This is a genomic window from Bacillus sp. TH30, assembly GCF_016650875.1.
In the GTDB taxonomy this organism is placed as follows: Bacteria; Bacillota; Bacilli; order Bacillales; family Bacillaceae_G; genus Bacillus_A; species Bacillus_A mycoides.
On sequence record NZ_JAEKEY010000002.1, the window covers coordinates 3,196,364 to 3,220,797 of the forward strand.

The window sequence follows — 24,434 nt, forward strand, 5'->3', positions numbered from 1 at the left end:
TGTGAAGACGAAATGCATGAAGTATGTTATCTTAATAGAAACTGTTTTTACGGTGCGGGGTGAAATTAATAAACAGAAAAGAGGGAGTGAATTGAGGGATAATTATTCATTTCATCAGCCAAGAAGAAGTATATTAATTTCAGCGGTTTTAAGTGGTTTAGTAACCTTATATGTTGTACCCACACTTTTCTTGATTTTAAAATATTTTAGTTTAGATGCGATGAAAGATATGTTAAATCAAAAAATTGTTTTAAGTATAATGACAATTTTGATGTGGGTTGCACTACTATATGTTGCGTATTTAAATAAAGGTATAGTTAATAAATTTAAACCGATTATTCGGATTTATATTAGAATGTTTTTAGTAGCTCATGCGGTTACTTTTCTTTTTATTTTTATGCAAAATAATATGAATCTCGTAAATACACTGAATTGGATTTACAATTATAACGCACAGTTTATATTTAGTTTAATTGTAATTTATGCAATATATGTTTTGGTGTACAACGTACTTGGAAAAGTTTTTTTGAGTACTATTTTGACAAGCATTTTGCTAATCATTTTGGCTATTGTAAATCACTTCAAAATTGTTTTTAGGGGAGACCCACTATATCCTTCTGATTTTACACAGATTGGACATATGCAATCTGTTATACCGATGGTGATGGAATATTTTAGTTGGAGTTATATTTTTGTCGTTATCGTAAGTATTGTAGCTTGTATTATAGCGGGGATATATATTAGAAAATATATTCAAAGTGTAAAGATTCATCCAGGAGTAAGAGCCTTATTAGTAGTAGGATCCGCTTTTATTTTATATGTGTATGGTAATTTTACGAATACGTTTATGAATAAATGGTTTCAAAAGTCGGGTATAGAGTTCGTTTTGTGGAATCAAAATGAAAATTATGCTTCGAATGGTTTTGTGCTAGGCTTTATAAGTAATTTAGATACGACAGTCATTGAAAAGCCGAAAGATTATTCAAAAGAAAATATGCTTCAAATAGCAAACGATATAAAGAAACAATATAGTAGCAATATAGAGGCGCAGAAGCAAAAAGAGAAACCGAATATTATTTTTGTAATGAGTGAATCGTTTTGGGATCCAACGAAGTTAACGAACCTGTCCTTTAGTGAAGATCCTTTACCTAATTTACATCATTATATAGAAAGTTTTCCTGGTGGACAAACTATTTCTCCTGCATTTGGAGGAAATACTGCAAACGTTGAATTTGAGGCATTAACGAGTTATTCAATGAGTTTGTTAAAACCAGGCTCTATACCATATCAGCAGGTCGTTACAAATAAGGTAGAAATTCCATCTATTCCTCGAGCGTTGAAAAAAGAAGGGTATTATACAAGTGCAATTCATTCGTTCGGTCGCTCATTCTTTAAACGGGATGATGTATATAAAGTGTTAGGGTTTGATAAGTTTAATGCACAAGATACGATGGAAAATGTAGAAATTGATGGAGATTATATTAGCGATTTATCTATGAGTAAAGAGATAATAGCTGAATTAGAGAAGCAAAAGAAACCTACGTTTGTTCATGCAGTTACGATGCAAAATCATTTTCCATTTACAGAAGGAAGATTTGGTGAAAATCAAATAGAGATTAGTGGATTAGAAAATGAAGAGTCGAAGGCTGAATTAGAGACTTATACAGAAGGGTTAAGACGTTCAGATGAAGCTCTTCAATATTTAATAGAGGAGCTAGATAATTTAGATAGACCTACATTATTAGTATTCTTTGGGGACCATCTCCCATCACTAGGAACAAATAAATCTCTTTACAAAGAGACTGGTTATATAACAAATGAAAAAACGCCAAGTGAACGATTAGCGATGGCGCAAACGCCGTTATTAATGTATGCAAATTTTGATATGCCAAATGACAATTTAGGTTTAGTAAGTCCAATCTATTTTTCAAATCTTGTCTTTGATTATGCTGGATTAAATAAGGTACCGTTCTATCAATTTTTATCTAAGTTATATGGAGAAATTCCCGTACTTCGTGATGAATTGAAGATAGGAAAAGACGGAGAAGCAATAAAAAGTTTAACAGAAAAACAAAAAGAAATGTTAAAGCAATATGAGTTTATTCAATATGACTTACTCATCGGAAAGCAATATAGTAAGGATATATTATTTAAATAGGCGACAAAAAAGAACTTGTATACGATACAAGTTCTTTTTTCATAGTATTTAACGGGATAATCAGACAAGCTAGGTTTAGGGAGTATTACTTGTACATTTAGTATAAATTAAAATAGAGTCGTTTTAATAATTGATTTGTGAGAAGTGTGTGAATTTTTCATCTAGTATATAATTGGACAATTTGTTTAATTTTAATAGAATCAGTTCCAGATTTATTATTAATTTTTAGTTTACAATTATTTGTTGTGTGGATTTATAAACAAACAGGATTTCGAGTTGTTAGTATTTATGCGTTTAACGATGAGCGTGTTTATTTTTTACCTATTCTTTGTATGACTATTGTTCCAACTCTTCATTTTTTCCGCATTATCGTTTTATTTTTAATGGAAGAGAAGAATAAGTCATATGTGGAATTTGCTCGTGCAAAAGGTAGTTAAGAAAAAAGAATTTGCCGTAAGGGCAAATTCTTTTTTTACTGTAAAGGAACTATGAATTTAAAAATTTTATCAGTTCCTTATTTAATTCATCCGCTTGATCGATTGGAGAGCCGTGGCCACTATTTGTAAGAGGATATAGTTCAGAGTTTTTAATTCGCTCTTTTGTTAGCTCAGCACTTTTATAAGGGATGAGTTGGTCGTGAACACCGTGGAATATTTTTGTTGGGACGTTAATTTTACTTAAGTCCTTCGTTACGTCTTCGTTTGCAGCGGCTTGCAAAATTTTGATGAGAGCATAAGAAGCGGACTGCATACCGAGATAAGAAAACCATTCTAACGTGGCAGCTCCTAAGTTTCTATTAAAAAATGATAAAGATACATCACTTAGAAACTTAGGTAAATTTACATACATTTGAGCAATCAGAGCATCTGCTTGTTCTTTCGGTACGCCGTAAGGGGATTCTTGGTTTTTCACGAAAGAAGGAGAGACAGCATCCACTAATGCAAGTTTGGAAATACGACGCCCATTATATCGTGACATATACCGAATAGAGAGAGCGCCACCGACTGAGAAGCCGACTAACGTAGCATTTTCTATTTGAAGTGCATCTAATACAATTGCGATATCATCAGCTAAACGATCATAAGTGTAACCAGTCCATGGTTTATCAGACTGTCCGTTTCCTCGTATATCCATGGCGATGCAGCGGAAACCATGTTGTGGTAAGATATTAAATTGATATTGGTACATTTGATGATTTAAAGGCCAGCCATGAACGAAGAAGACAGGTTTACTTCCAGGGCCTGGGTTAATATCCTCAACAAAAATGTGTACATCTTTTTCCACTGTAACGAACATGACGTATCCTCCTCATGTATTTTAATAGGCTCTTTCCCAAAATCGCTGTTTTGTCATTGCCTGAATAAATTCATTCGCAAGTAAGGTAGGATTTTGTTCTGTTATAACGCCAGGTTTTCCTTCGATGTTTAAAGATTGAACAATAGTAGTTCCATTTTGGAAAGCGCCAATTGGCTTAAAGTGATTATACGATTCTACGACGAATGAACTTGCCTTGTTAAGAAAATGATCATTAATATTTCCGCCAATAAGAAGTAGCCCATCATAAAGAAGTGGTGATCCTGTTAAGAAAGTATCATTCACTTCCCACTGTCCATTTTGAGAGCCTTGCACAAAACCTAATCGTTCGGAAATAATAACGGGCTGAAGACCGGCTTGTTTGAATTGATTTATAATATATTGTGCGTTTTGACCGTCATATCCGTTTGCGACAATGACGCCTACTCGTAATGTATTTGGGCTGAATGTTGAATGTTCCATACTTAGTGCTGGTGAGGATTTTGTAACATTTGATTCTTGAACATTTGGCACTGTTGCCCCGACTGCTTCAGCTACTAAAGTAGCTAATTCTGTACTTATATGACCAATCATACCTACGACTTGTTGGCGAACTGATTTACTTTTTACTTTTCCTAATTCAAAGGAAAAGGCCTGCATAATATGGATTTTTTCGACGTGGCTCATACTATTCCAAAATAAACGGGCTTGTGAGAAATGGTCTTTAAAACTAGCGGCTGTTTCTCTTGTTTTATGTCCAGAAACAGTAGAAGGATATGTAACGAAACCGCCTTTCGTACCAGGTACAGTAAAGGGAGAGTTATTAGCTAAAGAGTTATTATGGTAAGCGACTTTTCCTTTATCAATTATATATTTAGACGCACCATCTCTTTGATTGTTATGAAAAGGACATACCGGACGATTAATCGGTAACTCTTGATAGTTTGTACCGACGCGTGCTAATTGTGTATCTGTATAAGAAAATAGTCTACCTTGTAAGAGAGGATCATTTGTAAAATCGATACCGCGGACGATGCTTCCAGGGTGCAGTGCGACTTGTTCTGTTTCCGCAAATACGTTATCAACGTTTCGGTTTAACGTCATTTTTCCGATGATCTTAACAGGGAAGTCTTCTTCCGGCCAAATTTTTGTTGCATCTAATATATCGAAATCGTATTTAAATTCATCCTCTTCTTCTAAAATTTGAACGCCAAGTTCGTACTCAGGGTAGTTTCCGGCATTAATATTTTCCCATAAATCACGGCGATGATAATCTGGATCAGCGCCGCCTAGTTTTTGAGCTTCATCCCAAATTAACGAGTGAACGCCAAGCTTTGGCTTCCAGTGGAATTTTACGAATCGTGACTTGCCATGTTTATTAACTAAACGAAATGTATGAACGCCGAACCCTTGCATCATTCGAAAACTTCTCGGAATTGTGCGATCCGACATAATCCACATCATCATCGCAGCTGATTCTTGATTATTGGCGATAAAGTCCCAAAAAGTATCGTGTGCTGTTTGTCCTTGGGGAATCTCATTATGTGGCTCTGGTTTAAGAGCATGAATAAGATCCGGAAATTTAATACCATCTTGAATGAAGAAAATCGGAATGTTATTACCCACTAAATCGAAATTTCCTTCCTCTGTATAAAACTTAACAGCGAATCCTCGTACATCTCGGTTCGTTTCATTTGCACCTTTTGATCCAGCAACTTCAGAAAAACGAATAAAAATAGGTGTCTTTTTAGATGGGTCTTGTAAAAAATGAGCCATTGTTAAGTCTTCTAAAGAATCATATAGCTCAAAAACACCATGTGCTCCGTAACCGCGGGCATGAACGACTCTTTCAGGAATTCGTTCACGGTCAAAATGAGCGAGTTTTTCTCGCATCAGGAAATCTTCTAAAAGTGTAGGACCACGATCGCCGGCGGTTAAAGAATTTTCATCATTTGAAATTTTGACACCCGTATTCGTTGTCATCTCTTTTCCTTCATTGTTTTTCGTAAAGGATTGTAACTGTTCTATCTTCTTATTTTCACGACCGTCCATATAAAGCACCTCCCATATTATACGTATTATTGTTCATGGTTTTTATGCTTACATATGGTGTGGGGAAGTATATTATCTATGGATTGATTTTCCTCATTTGTTCAATTTATCTTTGTTTGTCTATGAAAATCATTTATTATAATAAATGGTATTCTTTTGAAGGGGTGTTGAAGTGGAAGAGAGTTTTCTATCAGCTAAAGAAGAAAAGAAAAACGCTAAGATTTTCTTATGGGTAATACATGTTATTTTAATTGTATACGAGGTTGCATACGCGATTATATTAGAAGATACAATGCCTTTAGCAAATTGGCATAAAGGGATATGGAAGCTTGCATATATTATGGCTATATTAGGTATTAGTGTTTACTTATTTGAGAGAGAAAAAGCATATTTAGTTAAATATACATATTTATTTGCATACATGATCGCAGAGACTTTTAATATTGGATGGTATGCTTTTCATAATACAATAGCATTTGATGAAGGGAATGTAATTGAATATATTTTCATTTTCTTCGTACCGATCTTTTTGAGTAAAAAATATTTATTTGTCTTAGCGCCATTCCTTATAGGGAAATATATGATATACCTATTTGTATTTGGAGAACTTAACCTGTTTATGTCTCTTGTTATAAATATGGTGTTACTTTTCGTGTCATTTATTATTTTAAATCGATTTTTACAATATCTTTCAGCAGTAAAGGGACGTATTGCAGAGGCAAGTCAGTCACAAAAATTGGCGGTTATCGGAAAAATGGCAGCGACAGTCGGACATGAAATTAAAAACCCACTTGCTTCATTAAAAGGGTTTACGCAATTACAAAAAGAGAAACACGAAAAAGATGCAACATATGAACAAATGATTCTCGAAATCGAAAATATGAATAACATGATTAGTGAATTAATGGAGGTTGCTACATGTAAACCTTCTGTTTATGAAAAACACATTGTAAGTGATGTTTTAGTACAAGCGGTAGAAAACATGCGCGGAAAAATGAATGAGTTAAATATAAATTGCACCTTTAATGAAGAGCAAAATAGAAGTGAAATTGAATGTGATAAACGAAAATTAAAAGGAGTATTTTTGTATGTTATTAAAAATGCTTTAGAGGCAATGGAACATGGCGGAACATTAAAAATACAAGTTGAAAATAAAAAAAGAGATTATGTAATAGTAAGTATAGTAGATAGTGGTTTTGGGATAAAAAAGGATAATTTAGGACGAGTTAAGGATGCTTTTTATACAACGAAGCAAGATAGAATTGGATTAGGTCTTACGGTAGCAGAGCGAATTGTGACAGAGCACCTTGGAGAATTACACATTTCTAGTGAAGTAAAGAAAGGAACGAGAGTAGAAATACTGCTCCCGAAAAAATGTGAGCGCAATGTGACACAAGATTAAGAGGTGTTGTTAAAGGAGTTATCATATGGAAAAAGGGAATATATTTGAAAAAGAAGAGATAAAGGCATTAATAATATTTTTAAGCTTATTCTTCGTTATATTTTTTGCGTATGATTTTGCTGAAAAAGTTATTGTCCTTTTATCAGATAAAAATCAAAAACTAGCAGATGCGTTTGGAGAAGGATTAGGTTTATGGCTATATAGTTTTATGGTTGGATTATTCTTTATAGGACTTTATTTTATGAAATGGAAAAAGCCGTATATTGTGAAGTATATTATTTTAATTGGCTATAATATATTGGATTTTATTAATAACTTCATTATTTATTACGGAAGTGATGCGGAATTTGATGGCGGGAATATAGTAGAAGGATTCTTTATTTTATTTGCACCGATATTTGTGAATAAGAGGTACTTTTGGTTAGTTGCCGGAACTATTGTTGGAAAATATGCACTTATGGGATTCGTTGTTCAATCCTTTATTGTTATTATCCCAATAGCATTATATAGCGTGTTTGTTATTATATGTTGGATTATATTTTTAAGATTCCAATCTTACGTTCGTACACTTGAAATGATGGATAAAGAAATACGAAATGTAGAGAAATTAGCAATGGTTGGGAAGATGGCGACAGTAATTGGCGATAAGATTAGAAGACCGTTAGAAAAATTGAAAAAACTTGTGAATAAGCAAGCGAAAAAATATCCAGAAGATAAAATTTATAGTGAAATTATGAGACAGGAAGTAGAGCGAATTCATACAATTGCTACAGAACTAAATGGGTTTGAGAAATCTAAATCGGTAGAATCCGAAACGCATAATATTAAAGAAATCATCTCTTATGTTATCAGGGTTATGGAAAAGCCAGCTTTAGAACAAGGGATAAAAATGCATGCTATTTATAGTAAAGATATACCATCAATTACATGTGAGGAAAAACGATTGAAACAAGTATTTTTTAATTTAATAAAAAATGCGATTGAAGCAATGTCAGTTGGCGGAACTATTACTGTAAAAGTTATAGTGGAAGATGTGATCATTGTTCAAATTATAGATGAGGGATGCGGCATTCCGAAAGATAAAATTCCGAAGCTAAATGAAGCTTTTTACACAACGAAAGAAACTGGAACAGGCTTAGGATTAGTAGTTACGGAAAAAATTATTAAAGATCACCACGGTAAATTGAACTTTGAAAGTGAAGTTGGAGTTGGAACGACTGTTGAGATTATGTTGCCGATTTAATGATAGTGTAAGAGATAAATAGAAAACATCACTTAATCAAAAGTGATGTTTTTTTAAATTGATTTATCTCGCGTTAGCAGGTAGTAAGACTCCCACCTCCAAATTAAGCTGGGACAAAGAAGTTAGGTGGGAGTCGGGCTGCCCGTAAAAGCCTGATTGGCGAGGGCTAATAATCAGAGGGGGATGGATACCTCCCTGATTAAAGTTTCACTTTATCACATATATTTTATAGTAGTCTTAATTTTCTGCATATAAGATTCAAGAAAAATGGTGGTACAATATATAAATGATACGAGAAGAGAGGATGTAGATTCACGCATGTACGTTACTGTAACAGAAGCAGCATATAAAAAGATTATGGATACGATTCCAAGTGAAACGAAATATATAAAGTTATTTTATGATAATGAAGGTTGCGGTTGTGTTATGAGCGGGATTATTGATTTAGTAGCCGTTTCAGAGAAAGATGAGCGCGATGTAGATATCGAATCAAGCGTACTAAACTTTATTGCAGATCGCACAAAGCTTGTATTTATGGATGATAAATTAACAGTTGATTGGCATGAAGTTGGAGGGACTTTCCAGCTGAAGAGCCCAAGCCAGTTTTATAATCCGAATATGAAGTTACATGTTCGAGTATAATGAAGAGAGAAGGAGTATATAATATGCTCCTTTTTCTTATAGATTTTTTCACATAATGAAATGTACATATAGTTGAATTTTCTGTATAATTCTCTTTGCGGAGGGGGTTGTGCATGAAAAGATGGGGAATTGAGTTATTAATTTTAAGTGTCGTTATTATTTGGGGGATTAACTATACGATTGCGAAATATGGACTTTTAGAATTTACAGCAATTGAGTTTACTGCAGTTCGAATGATGACAGCAGCACCACTACTGTTATTACTTACGTTCTTTATCGAAAAGTCACTTTATATGGAGCGAAAAGATATACCAAGATTAATCATTGTTAGCACGGTAGGTATTGTACTGTATCAAACGCTATTTATGGAGACTGTTAAATATACATCCGCTACAAATGCTTCGTTACTCATTTCTATTTCACCTATTTTTACAACTTTATTTGCGATTTTCTTGAAACAAGAAAAATTTTCTTCTCGAAAGTTAGTTGGTTCCATGATTGCCTTTGTTGGTGCTACATTAGTTTTAGTAGCGGGGCATTCACTCACTAGTTCTTTCTATGGAAATGGGATTGGACTAATTACATCGATATGTTGGGGGCTTTATCCTGTTTTAGCGGGACCACTAATAAAAAAATACTCAGCACTACGTGTTACTGCATGGTCGGCATTAGTTGGAGCGATTCCGCTCTTATTGTTAAGTGGTCCACATGTATTTGTCATGCCATTTCACATTACACACGGAATGACATTGTTTGCTTTACTATATTCTATTTTCTTTGTAACAGTATTTGGTTTAGTTATGTGGTATGTTGGCGTACAAAAAATAGGTGCGTCGCACACGATGGTATATATGTATATTACACCGCTTGTAGCGGTTTTGTTTGCAGCTGTATGGGCAAATGAATATGTATCGTTTCAACAAATAATCGGTGGAATCATCATTTTCTTCGGTCTATGGTTTGTGAAATCAGAGAAAGTAGAAGCTAATTCTATCGTGCAAGAACCTATATCAAAATAGGAAAACAGATCACCTATGATCTGCTTTCCTATTTTTTTATTTTTGGTAAAAATACGAGGAATAAAATGGCAGTAATAAGTGGGATTAAATTAAGAAAAGGAATGCGGAAGAGTGTAATTAGAATAATTCCTGGAAGAAGAACACCGAGGACAGCATAGAAAATACTATGTTTTTTCATGTACCAATATAATGAAAGTCCAATAAGTGCAGGAACAATGAGATGAATGAGAGCCATTAAAAAATAAATCATTAGACGCCCCCTTTATTTATGTGCTTATTACATCATATCCGTATGTTCATAGATTGATATCAATTTTTTCATAATTGGACGAAAATGTTTTGAAAAACGTCACATTTATGAGGGATTCTATATTAAAAATCTTGTATAATATTATTTCCTAAAAGCATTTAAAAAACATAAACATACTGTTTATGTTTTTTAAATTTAAGTGAAATGAATTTTTAGTAGTATGGACTCGAAAGAAATGAGTTATATAGCTTTGGTTGGATAGATAAAAACTATTGAAGGGGAGTACAACATGATTAGTATGTCATTAAGGTCGTTTAAAATTCAATCGTATTATCTACTAGGTATTCTGTTATTAGGCTGGATGTTAACACCGTTTTCAGCACATTTTCTAGGTGCAGGAATTGGACTTATTGTAAGCATGTATTGTGTTTGGATTTTAGGAAGGCGTATCGAAAAGCTTGGAGATAGTATAGTAAAGAAGACGAAAGCGCCGACGCTTGGTATGTTTAATCGCTTTGCAGCTGCAATTTTGGGTGCTATTATCATGTACGAAATTGAGCATCATATGGTAATGTGGGCATTTGCAGTAGGTATTCTGGGTGGTTATTTCTTAATCGTTATTAATTTAGGGTATTATAGTATGAAGGATGAGGAAGAATTAACGAAGGGCTGAAAAAGATGAAAAGCCTCTTTTTAGATGGAATAGAGGATCCAGCGGTGGATAGAAGCGGTCAGAGCCTTTTTTAGCCCCATGCGGTGTGAAACCAGAGCGAGGTAGTGAGCAGGAATATAATTTATATGTTCGAAGCCGTAATTTGTATATATGAAAATCTGGTTATTTAAATTGAAAATTGGCTTACTCTGGAATAAGGGATCCGGCGATGGATAGTACAACAGGAAGCGTAACTTTGTATAAAATATAGGTTTCCGCTTCCAATAAGTTAATATGAAATCACTTAGTAGTATGACTCTTAGGTTCTTTAAAAAAGTTGGATACAATACAACAAACTATTCTGATAATTAGAATAATGTATTTTATCGTTTCACTTGTATGCTCAAATAAATTAACGTTAAGCATTACAAGTCCCCAAAACATTTGAATCGCTCCATAACTGAATAAAATTTTTCCTGTACGAGAAAAATTTTTCATGGGTCTCACCCTTTCCTTTATATGTAAAATATATCATAGGAAACTACAAACGAATGATTATAAAATGAATTTCCTGTAAGTTTATGGGTATTGGTATGCAATAGATGAAGAGATTAAAGTTTCACTTTATATAAGATATAGAAAGAAGCTTACGTTTTTAACGTAAGCTTCTTTTTTATGTAAGTGTGTGTAACCGTTAAGCCGCATTGGGTTTTGTCGGTGAGTACGCGGAACTTTACGGTTACACGACACTTATTCATATGAGTAAAAGGGTTATTCCAACAGAAAATTTGTAATTAAGCGATTGGACCGCCTAAGTTAATAATAGCTTCAGAAACGCTATCGAATTTTTTGAAGTTTTCTTTAAATTCGTTTGCAAGCTCAATTGCTTTCACTTTGTAAGCATCTTTATCAGCCCAAGTTTGTTCAGGCATTAATACTTCATCAGGTACACCTGGAACATGACGAGGTACTTCAAGGCCAAAGATGTCGTGTTTTGCAGTTTCAGCTTTAGCAAGTTCACCGCTTAGTGCTGCTTGAATCATTGCACGAGTGTAACCTAAGTTCATACGTTTACCAACGCCGTATTCGCCACCAGTCCAGCCAGTGTTTACTAAGAATACTTTCGCATCATGTTTCTCGATTTTTTCACCAAGCATTTCAGCATAACGAGATGCATCAAGCGGTAAGAACGGTGAACCGAAGCAAGTAGAGAATGTAGCTTGCGGAGATGTAACACCGCGCTCTGTTCCTGCTAGCTTACTAGTGTAACCGCTTAAGAAATGGTACATAGCTTGCTCTTTTGATAACTTACTGATTGGAGGCAATACGCCAGATGCATCAGCAGTTAAGAAAATAATTGTATTTGGATGTCCTGCAACACTTGGCAGTACGATATTGTCAATCGCATGCATAGGGTATGCAGCACGTGTATTTTCTGTTAAAGTAGTATCGTTATAGTCAGCGATGCGTGTTTGACCATCAATGACAACGTTTTCTAAAACTGAACCAAATTTGATTGCATCGAAGATTTGTGGTTCTTTCTCATGAGAAAGGTTTACACATTTTGCATAGCAACCGCCTTCAATATTGAATACGCCGTTATCAGACCAACCGTGCTCATCGTCACCGATTAATTTACGGTTTGGATCAGCAGATAATGTTGTTTTGCCTGTTCCAGATAAACCGAAGAATAGTGCTACGTCGCCTTCTTCGCCTACGTTTGAAGAGCAGTGCATAGAAAGAATGTCTTGTTCAGGTAGTAAGAAGTTCATAATAGAGAAGATTGATTTTTTCATTTCTCCAGCGTATTCTGTACCACCGATTAGTACGATACGTTTTTCGAATGAAACCATAATGAATGCTTCAGAATTTGTACCGTCAATTGCTGGATCTGCTTTGAAGTTTGGTGCAGAAACAATTGTGAACTCTGATTCGTGATTTGCTAATTCTTCTTCATTTGGACGAATAAATAATTGATGTACGAACAAATTATGCCATGCATATTCGTTAACAACTTGAATTGGTAGGCGATAGTTGCGATCAGCGCCAGCAAATCCTTTGAAGATGAATAACTCTTCTTTTTCTTTTAAGTATTCTAAAACTTTTATATATAATTTATTAAAATGTTCTTCAGAGATCGGTTGGTTCACGGCTCCCCAAGCAATTTTGTCAGCAACCGATGCTTCCTTCACAATAAATTTATCCTTAGGAGAACGTCCTGTGTATTTTCCTGTTGAAGCAGAAACGGCACCAGTAGAAGTTAATTTCCCTTCGTTTCGCATTAATACTTTTTCCACTAATTGCGGAACACTTAATTGAATCTGTGCATTGCTTCCGTTCAATAATTCATGTAAACCAATTTGGACATTCACAGTACTCATATTTATATACCATCCTTTTCATTTAATGAAATATTTCTCGTAATCCCCATCAATAGTATAACACAATTATATAAATAATGTATACTATTTATTTATTTTTGTTTGTGTGAATGTATCATTTCCCTATTAATATTTCATTCTATGGGTATTGAGAAAAACTTTCAGGAAAATGTGAATATTAATTGACAAATGAATATCATTTCTTTAGTATAGGTTGGGACGGATACTCTCTTATCCCGAGCTGGCGGAGGGACAGGCCCGATGAAGCCCAGCAACCTCACTTGTAGTGGTAAATACAGGTGAATAGGTGCTAAAACCTGTGCGAGGCTAACGGTCTCGAACGATAAGAGCAAAGGGCAAAAAGCAGTATGCAAGTAGCAAATTAAACCTTTCCTCTATGTTAAGTAGGAAAGGTTTTTCTGTATGCTTGTGTGGGAGAATAAATGTATGTCGCAGTTTGTGGCAAATTAAGGATGAGTTCCGTACAATATATACAATTACTGTAGGGAGGTTTACCACATGACAAAAAAACGTCATCTGTTCACATCTGAGTCTGTAACTGAAGGACATCCAGATAAAATTTGTGACCAAATTTCTGATTCAATTTTAGATGCGATCTTAGCAAAGGACGCAAATGCACGTGTAGCTTGTGAAACAACTGTAACAACTGGTTTAGTATTGGTAGCGGGGGAAATTACGACTTCTACTTACGTAGATATTCCAAAAATCGTTCGTGAAACAATTCAAGGCATTGGTTACACACGCGCAAAATACGGATTCGATGCAGAAACTTGTGCAGTTTTAACATCTATCGATGAGCAATCTGCTGACATCGCTATGGGTGTTGACCAAGCACTAGAAGCACGCGAAGGTCAAATGACTGACGCTGAGATTGAGGCAATTGGTGCGGGAGACCAAGGTTTAATGTTTGGCTTCGCATGTAATGAAACACAAGAATTAATGCCACTTCCAATCTCACTTGCTCACAAATTAGCTCGTCGTTTAACTGAAGTACGTAAAGATGACACATTATCATACTTACGTCCGGATGGAAAAACGCAAGTTACAGTTGAGTATGATGAAAATGGTAAACCTGTACGTGTGGATACAATTGTAATTTCTACACAACATCATCCAGATGTTACGTGGGAAGAAATCGATCGCGATTTAAAAGAGCACGTAATTAAAGCTGTAGTTCCAGCAGAATTAATGGATGGAGAAACGAAATTCTTCATTAACCCAACTGGCCGCTTCGTAATTGGTGGACCACAAGGTGATGCTGGTTTAACAGGACGTAAAATCATCGTTGATACTTACGGTGGATACGCTCGCCATGGCGGTGGTGCATTCTCTGGTAAAGATGCAACGAAAGTTGACCGTTCTGCAGCATATGCAGCTCGTTATGTTGCGAAAAACATCGTAGCAGCTGGTCTTGCTGACAAAGCAGAAGTACAACTTGCATACGCAATTGGCGTAGCACAACCAGTATCAATTTCAGTTGATACATTAGGCACTGGTAAAGTATCTGAAGACGTATTAGTAGAACTAGTTCGTAACAACTTCGATCTTCGCCCAGCTGGTATTATTAAAATGCTAGACTTACGTCGCCCAATTTACAAACAAACAGCAGCTTACGGCCACTTCGGACGTACTGATGTAGATCTTACATGGGAACGTACAGACAAAGCAGCTACTTTAAAAGAGCAAGCTGGTCTATAATATATGAAAAAAAGCTTTGCGCTGTGTGCGCAAAGCTTTTTTTATTTGGTTTTATCCCGCATTAACGGGCAGTAAGCCTCCCACCTCAAAATTCGGTTGTAAAGCAAAAAAGTTAGGTAGGAGGCTAACTGCCCGTAAAAGCCCGATTGGTGAAGGCTAATAATCAGTGGGGAAGAACAAAATCCCCACTGATTAAAGTTTTACTTTATTTACTACTTGAATGCAAGAACTACAATAAACTTCCCCGTCTAGCTCAATATACTTCTTCATATTTGTCATACCACTTGCCGGAAATGGCATATGAATCCACGCTTTTTCATACGTTTGTATTTCCTTTTTACATGATTTACAAAGGATGGGTTTCTTACGGAACATAGACGGTCACCCTTTCGGTTGGCGTGCTTTTCCTGCGCAAAAAGCACTGCTCAGTAAAAATAGCGTTGCGAATATAATACTCACTAATGTGGCGTATGGAATTGCTCCTTTTAGAGAAAAACCGACAGTGATGGAAGCAACAAATAAGAGGATGAATGTTGTTGTTAATTTTTTGTATAGTTCCATAGTGAGTGAACCTCCAAATTATTTTATAATTTAAAATGAAATCTACTATGTAGAAAATATAAGGGGATTTAAAGAGTAGCTAATGGTGTGTAGTCCAGGCGTATAAGAAAGTATATTTTCCTTTTTGTGGTCGTATATACTTATATTGTATCACGGTGCATCATTGGCTTCATACAGAATTGTGTAAAGATATGTATGATAAAATGAAGAGAAGCTTTTAAGAAGGGGAAGATGAAAAATGAGTGTAACTGAACATAAAAAACAAGCGCCAAAAGAAGTGCGTTGTAAGATTGTAACGATTTCCGATACACGTACGGAAGAGACGGATAAGAGTGGTCAATTGTTACATGCATTATTAATAGAAGCAGGGCATAAAGTGACCTCTTATGAAATTGTGAAAGATGATAAAGAAAGTATTCAGCAGGCTGTGTTAGCTGGTTATCATAGGGAAGATGTTGATGTTGTGTTAACGAATGGCGGAACTGGTATTACGAAACGTGATGTAACGATTGAGGCAGTGTCAGTGTTATTAGATAAAGAAATTGTTGGATTTGGTGAGTTGTTCCGTATGATAAGTTACTTAGAAGATATCGGAAGTAGTGCGATGTTAAGTCGAGCAATTGGCGGTACTATTGGAAGGAAAGTTGTCTTTTCGATGCCAGGGTCTAGCGGAGCGGTTCGTCTTGCGATGAATAAGTTAATTTTACCGGAATTAGGTCATATTACATTTGAGCTGCATCGCCAATGAGTAAGTGGGCTGGAATTGTATTAGCAGGAGGTATGTCGAGCCGATTCGGTGAGCCGAAAGCGTTAGCAGGCTGGAAAGAGAGTACTTTTATTGAGCATATTGTGCAAGTAATGGAAAGTATTTTGCAAGATGTTGTTGTTATTAGTCATACTGATATAAAAGAGCGAGTGGAGCAATTAGTACAAGTTCCCGTTATAGAAGATATTCCGCATTATAAAGGAAACGGCCCGCTTGCTGGAATTGTATCAGGAATGGAATATATCGAAGCAGATTGGTACGCTATTATGCCTTGCGATGCACCAAATGTTTCGCAAGAGTGGTTTACTATTTTATTAGAACAAACGAGTGATGAGTGTGATGCGGTTGTGCCTATTATTAATGGAAGAAAACAACCGTTACTTGCAGCGTATAATAACCGCGTGAAAGAAAAGATTTATGCTTTGCTTCAAGAAGAAAAAAGAAGTATGGGCCAGCTTTTATCACAATGTAATGTGAAATATATTGCTGGTGAAGATGTACAAGCGAATGTAGATTGGTTTATAAATGTGAATACGAAAGAAGAATATGTACAGGTTCAAAAAAACCTTTCAAATGAATGAAAGGTTTTTTGATATACAGAAATTGGGGAACAATTACTGTATAAAGGTATGTGAGTAAGTTGATTTTAAGGGGAATTTCTTAAAATCATCATACAGTAAAAATACTGTATAACCATATTTTAATTTTTATGGTTTTTTATTACAAGTCTGTTTAGTTATATGTCTTTTTGGTATAATGAATATAGAAATAAAGCGATATTTCACTTTATGTATCATTTAGTAAACGAAATTTTATAATTGTGTAATAAACTCCCTTCACGTTGTAAATAGCCAGTAAAGGTCACGTTTGGTTGCGGAGCAGCTCCACACAAACAATTATGAAAGTGATTCATATACATCTTTAGTTCTATACGATAAACATAGAATATATTTACAAATATAACATTTGATGGGTAGCGGAATAGAGAGGCCTGTTTTATACTAATATTGTGTCACCCCTTCTAAGGGACAGCGCACAACCGGTTATTGGCTAATGGGAACATTCTCATTTTGCCAGTGCCGGTTTTTTAGTAGATAATGATGATAATAAAGTGAAACTATAATCAGTTGGGGTTTTGTTCATTCCCTACTGATTATTAGCCTTCACCAATCGGGCGTTTACGGGCAGCAGGGCTCCCACCTGACTTTTGAGGTGGGAGTCTTACTGCCCGTAAGTAGCGGGATAAATTTTTTGAGGGAGGGATCGTTTTGAAAAAGATAGATTTTACTTCTATGAGAGAGCAAGTAGCTAGTTTTTATATTTATTCTATCTCTTTTCTTGGTTTAATTGCTGTTATTATTTCCTTATTTTTAAGTGAAATGCCTTCCCATTTTATACTGCTTTTGTTGTTAATTATGTTTATGGGAATTACTGAGTATTTTCCTATCCGCATTTGGAGAGGTGGGATCACACTCAGCCTTACACTTATTTATACAATGAATTGGCAGTTTGGAATACATATAACTGTTGTTTCGTGTGTGTGTGTGATGTTATGTATCCAATTGTTTCGCCGCTTATCTATGCAAAGGACAGTATTTAATTGTGCGCAACTTGCTCTTAGTATCGTATTAGCAGAATGGCTTTCCAGTGAATGTTTCTCTCTTTTTATTTCTGGAATGAATCTTTCAGTTTTATATGAAAAATTCATAATTTTGTTTTTATTCAGCGCATTCCTTTGCCTTTTTAACGGTTTATTTTACGATCTTTTAATCATACTTCTTCCTCAGCCCTATCCGCTAGAAGAGTGGCGTAAAAAGAATATATTAGTACTCTTGAGTTTGAGTTTTTGTTTATTTTATTCTTCACTTATACATATTTTAGATTACCGATATCGCGGAGTGATGGATGAAATTATGGTTCTGTTCTTCTTTTTCCCGCTTGTGGCAATCTGTATCATTAGCTCTTTCGTTAGACAAATACGGGTGGAAAAAGAACGATTATATAAGCTTTTTTCCATTACGACGGAATTAAGTCGTGGACTATCTGCCGGAAACTTACAGCAGATGAAACAATCGCTGAAAGGATTTCTAGGAATACAGGCATATGTTTTATGGGCAAAAGATGAAGAGAACTGGACACTTTTATTAAAGGATGGAAAAGTACGTCGTGATATTTCTAATTATTCTGACCTGTATAAGGAGTTTGAAGAGATATCAGAAACTGTTGTTGTTACTGATTGGAAAACAGGTATGGCTCCAGGGGATGAAGTGTTTGAAAATACTATGCGCTCTCTTGTATATTTACCTCTTAAGGTAAATCATGAATTAGTTGGAATGTTTGTGGCAGGGAAAAGCAGGAGTGCGAGTTTTATTACTGAAGATGTACAAACTTTAGCTACGTTTGCTAATCAATTAGGCAGCTTGCTTAAAACGCGGACACTCGTCTCTGAACAGGAAAAAAGAACGATTTTAGAAGAACGAAATCGAATTGCTCGTGAAATCCACGATGGAATCGCACAAGCATTGGCCGGAGTGATATTTCAGATGGAGTCGGCTCAGAAAAAATATGCAGATCGACCAAAGGACATGCAGCAAGTGGTAGATACAAGTATAAAAAAATTACGGAAGAGTTTAAGTGAAGTTCGTTATTCTATTTATGCTTTAAAGCCATATCCAACACAAAGATTAGGACTAAAACAAGCAATTATAAATAAAATTCAATCCTTAAAACAAGAATATGGTCTAGCCATTACATATCATGAAAGAGGCCGTTCTCGAAAACTTAGTTTTACGAAAGAACGGGTTATTTTCGATACTCTGCAGGAGAGCTTGCAGAACATTATAAAGCATGCAAAGGCAGATAAAGTTGACATTTTATTAAGCTATCAACGGGAACATGTACTTTTAAAGGTAAAGGATAACGGAATTGGCTTTTCTCTTTTTGAATCTATGATTAAAGCAAAGCATGAGCCGCATTATGGTATATTACATATGAATGAACAGGCTGAACAGCTAGGGGCTGCCCTTCAGATTGATAGTTCAGCAGGAAAAGGTACAGAAATCACATTGTTAATTCCAGATTCAGAAATGGGGGAGGAATATCATGATTCGAATATTAGTAGTGGATGATCATACTGTTTTGCGTGATGGAATTCGAAGTATATTGGAACTCGAATCTGATATGCGAGTGGTTGGAGAAGCTGTTTCCGGGGATGAAGTAGTAAAAAAAGTGGAAGAGTGTAGGCCTGATTGTATCTTAATGGATATTAATTTACCAGGGAAAAATGGTATTGAGGCTACATCACTCGTGAAAGGGCAGTATCCGAACTGCCGTGTTCTCGTATTGACTATGTATGAACATGATGAATACTTGATGGCTGCTCTTCGGGCAGGTGCAGACGGTTATTTACTGAAGGATTCATCATCCGAGCAGGTAGTGGCGGCAATCCGAATGGTATTACAAGGAGATTCTGTGATTCATCCGCGTATGACTAAAAAGTTGATTACATATCATCAGCAAACGAAATCAGAATCAAATGAAAATGAACTAACAGAGCGTGAAAAAGAAATACTGTTTGAATTGGTTAAAGGTCTTAGCAATAAGGAAATTGCTGAAGCTCTATATATCAGTGACAAGACAGTTAAAATCCATGTTAATAAGATTTTCAGAAAACTAAATGTGAAAAGCCGTTCACAAGCAGTCATATATGCCGTGCGAAATCAGCTTGTTCCATTTTCTTAAATAGAAATCATTTAAAAGAACTACCCCGCACTTTATTATTTTACTCAAAATAATAAGGTGCGGGGTAGTTCTTTTGTACTATACGGTATAGAACTAATAACTAAAAAAATATTACTTTTTGATAATTTTCAGAAAAGTTTTAATTTAATAAGATAAGAAAGTAGAGTTGTAGTCTAATAGATTCGTAAATTTAAAGTTATGCAATGACTACAGATACAAATAAATATAAATGGGGGAACTTGTATGAAGAGAGGGAAATTTGGGAGGATTCTTACAGGAACGTTAGCTGTAGGTATGCTATTGTCACAAGGTATTCCGTATAACGTATTAGCAGAAAGTCCGGCTGAACTGAAGCCAGTTGATAATGCGGAACAGGTGTTGACGAATCTGTCTGCAGAACAAAGAAAAGCGTTGGAACAGTTAGATGTAAAGCCTGGCTTTACGATTTCACCTGATATTGATACGAATAGTCCTAAATTAGTTAACGTTATCGTGGAATTCAATCAAGCTCCAGCAAAAATTGAAGTGATGAAACAAGCGGCGAAAGGGAAGAAAATAGCCGCTACTACTGCGCAAGCAAAAGTGGATGAAGAACATAAAGTGTTTAAGCAACATGTCGAATCTTTAAAATCGAAGAAAGATGTTGGCACTTACGATACGAAAAAAGTAGAAATCACACGCGAATATAAGAATGCAATCAACGGTGTAGCGATGACTTTACCTGGTGTGGCTGTGCAGGAGTTGATCCAATCTGGAGTAGTAAACCGTGTCTTTAAAGATTACGAGGTAAAAGTAGAACCTCCAGTAGAAACACAAAAAGAAATCCAGCCAAAAATGGCGGACAGCATTCCGCAAATTGGTGTGGACAAGCTTCATGCAGAAAACATTACAGGTAAAGGGATTAAAGTCGGCGTTCTTGATACAGGTGTGGACTATAATCATCCTGACTTAAAAGATGCTTATAAAGGCGGATATGATTTTGTTGATAACGATGCAGATCCGATGGAAACAACGTATGAGGATTGGATAAAAGCTGGTAAGCCGGAATATCCAGGCTTAGTGTACTATACAAACCATGGTACACATGTAGCAGGAACGATTGCAGCCCAAAAGAAAAACAATGCGGATTATGCGGTGAAAGGTGTGGCACCTGAAGTAGATTTATATTCTTATAGAGTATTAGGCCCTTGGGGCGGAGGGAATACAGCGGGAATCCTTGCGGGAATCGATAAAGCGATTGCAGATGGTATGGATGTCATTAACATGTCGCTTGGTGCGCAGACGAACGATCCGCTATATGCTACTTCTGTTGCGACAAATAACGCTATGCTTTCAGGGGTAGTGACAGTTGTTGCTGCAGGTAACGCTGGACCAAACGAAAAAACGCTTGGTTCCCCGGGAACGGCAGCTCTTGGCATTTCGGTTGGGGCGAGTGATGTTTCTATGTCCATTCCTACATTTAGCGCAAGTGTATCTAACGAAAAATTTGAAAATATGCAGTTATTAGGGAAAGATTTTCCTGATAAGTTAGAAGATCTACAAGGACAATCGTTACCGGTTGTATTTGCGGGACTTGGTAAAGAAGCTGATTTTACAGGGAAAGATCTTAACGGAAAAATCGCGCTGATTCAGCGCGGGGAAATAACGTTTGATGAAAAAATTAAAAATGCTAAAAAGGCCGGGGCGAAAGCGGTTATCGTGTATAACAATGCTGACGGACAAATATCTGCCTACTTAGGTGAGGGTGTAGGTCTTATTCCATCTTTCCGTCTGTCAAAAGCAGATGGCGAACGATTAAAGGCGCTAGGTGAAGTATCTTTCAAATTCGAAACGCTGAGCAATACAAAAACGGAAGGTGATCACTTAGCTGATTTCAGCTCCCGTGGGCCGGTAAACGGAAATTATGACATTAAGCCAGATGTAGTCGCTCCGGGTGTGTCTATTTTCTCTACTGCACCGGAATATATTAACGATCCGCAGGACGGCATAAATTACGGTAATGCATATGTACGCTTGTCTGGTACTTCTATGGCTAGCCCTCACGTAGCGGGTACAGTAGCATTGATTTTGCAGGAGCATCCAGAATACACTCCTTTCGATGTAAAAGCGGCTCTTATGAATACATCTGATGATTTGAATGGCAAGAATTCCGTATATGAAGTGGGTGCTGGGCGCATCGATGCGTATCAAGCCGTCCATACGGACACATCCATTAAAGTATTAGACAAAACACAAAATGTCGAGAATGGCAAGGTTGTCGAAATTGATGAACAAACAGGTTCCATCGTGTTTGGCAGACATGTTAAGCAAGGTGATAAACCAATTGAAGCGAGCAAAAAAGTGAATATCCAAAACAACGGTAAGGAAGAAAAATCCTTTAAAGTAGAAGTGGAGTATCACGGTGAGCGTACAGGTATTCAAGATGCAGTAAAAAACGGTGTACAAGTTGAGGTGCCTGCCTCTCTTACAGTAGCCAGCGGACAATCACAGGAGCTGCAGCCAAAAATTACGATTCCTGCTAGCGCAGCGAAAGGCAGATATGAAGGATATATTCATGTAACGAATGCGAACAATCCAGCCGAAACGTATCAAATTCCATTCGCTGTCATGGTGACGGAAAAGGGATTTGAATATGCGAAAACGAGCAGTCCATCCGTGACGAATACGACGCCTTTCTGGCTATATATGTACCCGTTTGTTCATGTCAACATGAAGTTGAATAGCCCTATGAAAACCATTGATGTGCTTGTTAAGGATAGTGCAACAGGGAAAGCTGTAGGCTTTATAGGCACAGCGGATGCCAGCAGATTACTGATAGACGTAGACACGTTTCTTATGAATGCATTTAGCGGTACTGTATATCCATTTACAAATGATTCTTCTAAGCCAATTGGAGATCTTCCTGTAAAGCTTCCAGCAGGCGATTATATACTGGAATTGATTGCGCACGATGAGGAAGGGAAATCATATGTTGCACATAATCCGCTTATCGTGGACAATACAGCACCGGAAGTAAATATGGATAAAAAACCAGGTGTAATCGAGGTTAATGACTCCATGTTTACGGAAGAAGATGGACAGAAAGCAGTATGGGTGCATGGAACGGCTAAGGATGCGACAGTGGATCTATTGAAATCAAAAGGTTTAAACTATGACCAATCGTCCAACAGCATGGGTTACTCTGCAAACTCTGCATTCATAAATGGGTACTTCCCAATCCAAGCGAATGGAGATGTAAAATTCGGTATTGAGGAAAGTGATATTGCAACGAAGCCTCTAAAGTTGACTTTGACTACGTATGATATTGCAACGGCAATGGGTAAACAAAACTATGTTTTCGTAAAAGAAGGTACGGAATATACGACTTCTAGTTACGATAAGAAAGATGTAAAAGTTGGGGATAACGTTACAATGACACTTAGCCTCAATAATGTGAAACAGCTTGTATCCGGGGAATTCCAGGTCGGATTCATGAACGAGTTGTATAAGTTTGAGAATGTAAAACTGAACAATGCGGCAAACGAGTACGCGAAGGAAAAAGGCTTGGAAGTATCGCTGCAAGAACCTGTGGTGACAGAAGGAACTCAAACGAATACGGTGAAAGTCGGCGCAGCTATGAAAGGGAATGCATTTAGCGGTATGGACGGCGATATGCCTTTCCTTGATGTAACGTTCAAATTAGTAAGTGATGCATTTTTCGATAATGTCACCAAATTTAATGTACAACAGGCGTCTTATATGAAAGCGGGACAAGCAGCAACTACTGCTATTCCTTATCTCGATACGGAAAGCTTTAACATCATTCCAACGCATTCGAGAGTGCAGGGTTATATCGGTCCAGAAGCATTTTTAAGAAATGACGGTAGTTTGTCAAAAGGCGATTATACAAAAATCGGCGCTCAAGTATATGCGATGTCCCCAAAAGGTAAAAAATATCAGGGAACAATTGATAGTAGAGGGGAATATACCATTAAGGGTATCCCAGCTTCCAATGAAGCATACACAGTTGTTTTCGATGTTCCGGGACATCTAAAAGCGATGAAGAAATTCATTCCTGGATATTCTGTAAACGGTGAGATGCGCGGGCAACATGTTGGAGTACGTGCTAAAAATCTTGCGGGGGATGTGAATGGTGATAGGTTGATTGATATTCGCGATATGCAAAGTGTAGTTGAAGCATACGGCAAGAAGGATGCATCTATCGTGCCACAAGACATCAACCAAGACGGTGTCGTAGACGAGACAGATGTCCGGTTCGTTGAGAAAAACTTCTTGCAAAAAGAAGTCGGTGTTCCAGAAGTGGTTAAGCCGAAGGAAAAAATCGGTAAAAAAGGCTTGACAGATTTCTTGCGTCAGATCGGTCTAGAACCGAAGAAATAAAAATAGGGTGACCTAGGAGTGGCTGTTGATAAAAGAGGGGGAAATTTCATCTTCTGCAAATATCGATAGTCGGTCTTAAATAAACCACTAAGTTCTTTATTAAGAACTTAGTGGCTATCTAAAAGGCATCAAATAAGGAAACAATTCGTTTTTACCTCATATGGGCTTATCAGCT

20 protein-coding genes and 1 riboswitch are annotated in these 24,434 nt (G+C 36.4%); of the genes, 13 read left to right on the forward strand and 7 right to left on the reverse strand.

Annotated features, from left to right (window positions below):
• The first annotated feature begins 91 nt into the window (after window positions 1-91).
• Window positions 92-2,158: an LTA synthase family protein gene (locus tag JFU20_RS18600; protein ID WP_201038816.1), complete on the forward strand. Its 2,067-nt coding sequence runs from the start codon at window positions 92-94 to the stop codon at window positions 2,156-2,158.
• Between the two features lie 188 nt (window positions 2,159-2,346).
• Complete coding sequence (locus tag JFU20_RS18605; protein ID WP_265324911.1) at window positions 2,347-2,595, forward strand: hypothetical protein; 249 nt, start codon at window positions 2,347-2,349, stop codon at window positions 2,593-2,595.
• 49 nt (window positions 2,596-2,644) lie between these two features.
• Here JFU20_RS18605 and JFU20_RS18610 read toward each other — a convergent pair whose 3' ends face one another.
• Together JFU20_RS18610 and JFU20_RS18615 are read right to left on the reverse strand one after the other, a co-directional pair.
• Window positions 2,645-3,454: an alpha/beta fold hydrolase gene (locus tag JFU20_RS18610; RefSeq protein ID WP_002129555.1), complete on the reverse strand. Its 810-nt coding sequence runs from the start codon at window positions 3,452-3,454 to the stop codon at window positions 2,645-2,647.
• A 21-nt stretch (window positions 3,455-3,475) separates the two neighbouring features.
• Window positions 3,476-5,503, reverse strand: a complete 2,028-nt coding sequence (locus tag JFU20_RS18615; protein WP_201038817.1) for a catalase — start codon at window positions 5,501-5,503, stop codon at window positions 3,476-3,478.
• Window positions 5,504-5,675: 172 nt separating this feature from the next.
• Between JFU20_RS18615 and JFU20_RS18620 the strand changes: the two genes are divergently transcribed.
• The 4 genes from JFU20_RS18620 (at window position 5,676) to JFU20_RS18635 (ending at window position 9,809) form a co-directional block, all read left to right on the forward strand.
• A complete protein-coding gene (locus JFU20_RS18620) occupies window positions 5,676-6,905 on the forward strand; it encodes an ATP-binding protein (protein WP_201038818.1) in 1,230 nt (409 codons plus the stop codon).
• A gap of 25 nt (window positions 6,906-6,930) precedes the next feature.
• Entirely contained in the window at window positions 6,931-8,148 is a 1,218-nt protein-coding gene (locus JFU20_RS18625; protein ID WP_002015714.1) for an ATP-binding protein, read from the forward strand.
• Window positions 8,149-8,466: 318 nt separating this feature from the next.
• Window positions 8,467-8,790 carry an iron-sulfur cluster biosynthesis family protein gene (locus tag JFU20_RS18630; RefSeq protein WP_002089124.1) on the forward strand — a complete coding sequence of 108 codons (324 nt, stop codon included), beginning with the start codon at window positions 8,467-8,469 and terminating at the stop codon, window positions 8,788-8,790.
• Window positions 8,791-8,903: 113 nt separating this feature from the next.
• Window positions 8,904-9,809, forward strand: coding sequence for a DMT family transporter (locus JFU20_RS18635; protein ID WP_002015711.1), 906 nt, complete (start codon window positions 8,904-8,906; stop codon window positions 9,807-9,809).
• A 28-nt stretch (window positions 9,810-9,837) separates the two neighbouring features.
• On the opposite strand, the gene JFU20_RS18640 is transcribed toward JFU20_RS18635, so the two are convergent.
• Window positions 9,838-10,059, reverse strand: coding sequence for a hypothetical protein (locus JFU20_RS18640; RefSeq protein WP_002015710.1), 222 nt, complete (start codon window positions 10,057-10,059; stop codon window positions 9,838-9,840).
• A gap of 289 nt (window positions 10,060-10,348) precedes the next feature.
• Between JFU20_RS18640 and JFU20_RS18645 the strand changes: the two genes are divergently transcribed.
• Entirely contained in the window at window positions 10,349-10,732 is a 384-nt protein-coding gene (locus JFU20_RS18645; protein WP_002089121.1) for an ATP synthase subunit I, read from the forward strand.
• Window positions 10,733-11,011: 279 nt separating this feature from the next.
• Here JFU20_RS18645 and JFU20_RS18650 read toward each other — a convergent pair whose 3' ends face one another.
• Window positions 11,012-11,209, reverse strand: coding sequence for a hypothetical protein (locus tag JFU20_RS18650; protein ID WP_201038819.1), 198 nt, complete (start codon window positions 11,207-11,209; stop codon window positions 11,012-11,014).
• A 296-nt stretch (window positions 11,210-11,505) separates the two neighbouring features.
• Window positions 11,506-13,092, reverse strand: coding sequence for a phosphoenolpyruvate carboxykinase (ATP) (pckA, locus tag JFU20_RS18655; RefSeq protein WP_002164920.1), 1,587 nt, complete (start codon window positions 13,090-13,092; stop codon window positions 11,506-11,508).
• A gap of 228 nt (window positions 13,093-13,320) precedes the next feature.
• A riboswitch (SAM riboswitch) is annotated at window positions 13,321-13,442 on the forward strand.
• 169 nt (window positions 13,443-13,611) lie between these two features.
• Here pckA and metK point away from each other — a divergent pair.
• Complete coding sequence (gene metK, locus JFU20_RS18660) at window positions 13,612-14,811, forward strand: methionine adenosyltransferase (RefSeq protein WP_002015707.1); 1,200 nt, start codon at window positions 13,612-13,614, stop codon at window positions 14,809-14,811.
• A 192-nt stretch (window positions 14,812-15,003) separates the two neighbouring features.
• On the opposite strand, the gene JFU20_RS18665 is transcribed toward metK, so the two are convergent.
• Together JFU20_RS18665 and JFU20_RS18670 are read right to left on the reverse strand one after the other, a co-directional pair.
• Entirely contained in the window at window positions 15,004-15,186 is a 183-nt protein-coding gene (locus tag JFU20_RS18665; protein ID WP_002015666.1) for a hypothetical protein, read from the reverse strand.
• Window positions 15,187-15,192: 6 nt separating this feature from the next.
• Complete coding sequence (locus JFU20_RS18670; RefSeq protein ID WP_002015667.1) at window positions 15,193-15,372, reverse strand: hypothetical protein; 180 nt, start codon at window positions 15,370-15,372, stop codon at window positions 15,193-15,195.
• Window positions 15,373-15,610: 238 nt separating this feature from the next.
• Here JFU20_RS18670 and JFU20_RS18675 point away from each other — a divergent pair, with 238 nt between their 5' ends.
• From JFU20_RS18675 to JFU20_RS18695, 5 genes are all read left to right on the forward strand, one after another.
• Window positions 15,611-16,120, forward strand: a complete 510-nt coding sequence (locus JFU20_RS18675) for a MogA/MoaB family molybdenum cofactor biosynthesis protein (RefSeq protein WP_002015669.1) — start codon at window positions 15,611-15,613, stop codon at window positions 16,118-16,120.
• Window positions 16,117-16,719 (forward strand): molybdenum cofactor guanylyltransferase, encoded by a 603-nt coding sequence (locus JFU20_RS18680; RefSeq protein ID WP_002164922.1) that lies wholly within the window; start codon window positions 16,117-16,119, stop codon window positions 16,717-16,719. Before JFU20_RS18675 ends, JFU20_RS18680 begins: the two co-directional genes overlap by 4 nt.
• A 687-nt stretch (window positions 16,720-17,406) precedes the next feature.
• Window positions 17,407-19,266 carry a GAF domain-containing sensor histidine kinase gene (locus JFU20_RS18685; protein WP_201038820.1) on the forward strand — a complete coding sequence of 620 codons (1,860 nt, stop codon included), beginning with the start codon at window positions 17,407-17,409 and terminating at the stop codon, window positions 19,264-19,266.
• Window positions 19,241-19,879: a response regulator gene (locus JFU20_RS18690; RefSeq protein ID WP_033715955.1), complete on the forward strand. Its 639-nt coding sequence runs from the start codon at window positions 19,241-19,243 to the stop codon at window positions 19,877-19,879. Before JFU20_RS18685 ends, JFU20_RS18690 begins: the two co-directional genes overlap by 26 nt.
• 243 nt (window positions 19,880-20,122) lie before the next feature.
• Window positions 20,123-24,259: a S8 family serine peptidase gene (locus JFU20_RS18695; protein ID WP_201038821.1), complete on the forward strand. Its 4,137-nt coding sequence runs from the start codon at window positions 20,123-20,125 to the stop codon at window positions 24,257-24,259.
• Window positions 24,260-24,434 lie beyond the last annotated feature (175 nt).

What these genes read in the sequence shown, in the direction of transcription:
- JFU20_RS18640 (WP_002015710.1), bottom strand. Translation starts at nt 10,059, where the DNA reads ATGATTTATTTTTTAATGGCTCTCATTCATCTCATTGTTCCTGCACTT.
- JFU20_RS18675 (WP_002015669.1), top strand. Translation starts at nt 15,611, where the DNA reads ATGAGTGTAACTGAACATAAAAAACAAGCGCCAAAAGAAGTGCGTTGT.
- JFU20_RS18630 (WP_002089124.1), top strand. Translation starts at nt 8,467, where the DNA reads ATGTACGTTACTGTAACAGAAGCAGCATATAAAAAGATTATGGATACG.
- JFU20_RS18615 (WP_201038817.1), bottom strand. Translation starts at nt 5,503, where the DNA reads ATGGACGGTCGTGAAAATAAGAAGATAGAACAGTTACAATCCTTTACG.
- JFU20_RS18625 (WP_002015714.1), top strand. Translation starts at nt 6,931, where the DNA reads ATGGAAAAAGGGAATATATTTGAAAAAGAAGAGATAAAGGCATTAATA.
- JFU20_RS18635 (WP_002015711.1), top strand. Translation starts at nt 8,904, where the DNA reads ATGAAAAGATGGGGAATTGAGTTATTAATTTTAAGTGTCGTTATTATT.
- JFU20_RS18690 (WP_033715955.1), top strand. Translation starts at nt 19,241, where the DNA reads ATGATTCGAATATTAGTAGTGGATGATCATACTGTTTTGCGTGATGGA.
- JFU20_RS18665 (WP_002015666.1), bottom strand. Translation starts at nt 15,186, where the DNA reads ATGTTCCGTAAGAAACCCATCCTTTGTAAATCATGTAAAAAGGAAATA.
- JFU20_RS18610 (WP_002129555.1), bottom strand. Translation starts at nt 3,454, where the DNA reads ATGTTCGTTACAGTGGAAAAAGATGTACACATTTTTGTTGAGGATATT.
- JFU20_RS18695 (WP_201038821.1), top strand. Translation starts at nt 20,123, where the DNA reads ATGAAGAGAGGGAAATTTGGGAGGATTCTTACAGGAACGTTAGCTGTA.
- metK (WP_002015707.1), top strand. Translation starts at nt 13,612, where the DNA reads ATGACAAAAAAACGTCATCTGTTCACATCTGAGTCTGTAACTGAAGGA.
- pckA (WP_002164920.1), bottom strand. Translation starts at nt 13,092, where the DNA reads ATGAGTACTGTGAATGTCCAAATTGGTTTACATGAATTATTGAACGGA.
- JFU20_RS18670 (WP_002015667.1), bottom strand. Translation starts at nt 15,372, where the DNA reads ATGGAACTATACAAAAAATTAACAACAACATTCATCCTCTTATTTGTT.
- JFU20_RS18680 (WP_002164922.1), top strand. Translation starts at nt 16,117, where the DNA reads ATGAGTAAGTGGGCTGGAATTGTATTAGCAGGAGGTATGTCGAGCCGA.
- JFU20_RS18650 (WP_201038819.1), bottom strand. Translation starts at nt 11,209, where the DNA reads ATGAAAAATTTTTCTCGTACAGGAAAAATTTTATTCAGTTATGGAGCG.
- JFU20_RS18645 (WP_002089121.1), top strand. Translation starts at nt 10,349, where the DNA reads ATGATTAGTATGTCATTAAGGTCGTTTAAAATTCAATCGTATTATCTA.